Consider the following 346-nt stretch of genomic DNA (forward strand, 5'->3'; position numbering starts at 1 on the left):
TTCGGCCAGCCCCGTGCTGGCACCCAGATCGGCGGCCACTTCGTTGAGGCTGGCCAGTGGCCGCGGCAGGCGGCGCTCGCGGCCACGGAAGCGGGCACGGTTGTACTCGGCCCAACCGCTGAACGCAACGCCCCCGCCTCGAGGGCGTGAGGAAGTGCAAGCAGCAGTGCGAGAATTCCGATTCGGATATCCATATCGGCCTCATAGGCTTCAGCGCAATCTACCTCCCAGGCCATCAAGCTGCAACAGCCGGATCGACTGCAGCAGCTGCGGGGTGAGGTGAAGTTGTTGGCCCAGCTGGGTCGAGAGTGCAGCCTTCATCGTGGTTCCCCGGCGCCGCTCCCCG

Annotated in this window: 2 pseudogenes; both read right to left on the bottom strand. The window is 66.2% G+C overall.

Annotated elements, in window-relative coordinates:
• Positions 1–117 (bottom strand): annotated as a pseudogene (locus tag ABGA94_RS12915) (poly-beta-1,6-N-acetyl-D-glucosamine biosynthesis protein PgaD); the annotation flags it as partial.
• A gap of 111 nt (positions 118–228) precedes the next feature.
• A pseudogene (locus tag ABGA94_RS12920) lies at positions 229–321 on the bottom strand (hypothetical protein); the annotation flags it as partial.
• Positions 322–346 lie beyond the last annotated feature (25 nt).

Source organism: Stenotrophomonas sp. 3diitr2024 (genome assembly GCF_042136455.1).
GTDB classification, from domain to species: domain Bacteria; phylum Pseudomonadota; class Gammaproteobacteria; order Xanthomonadales; family Xanthomonadaceae; genus Stenotrophomonas; species Stenotrophomonas sepilia.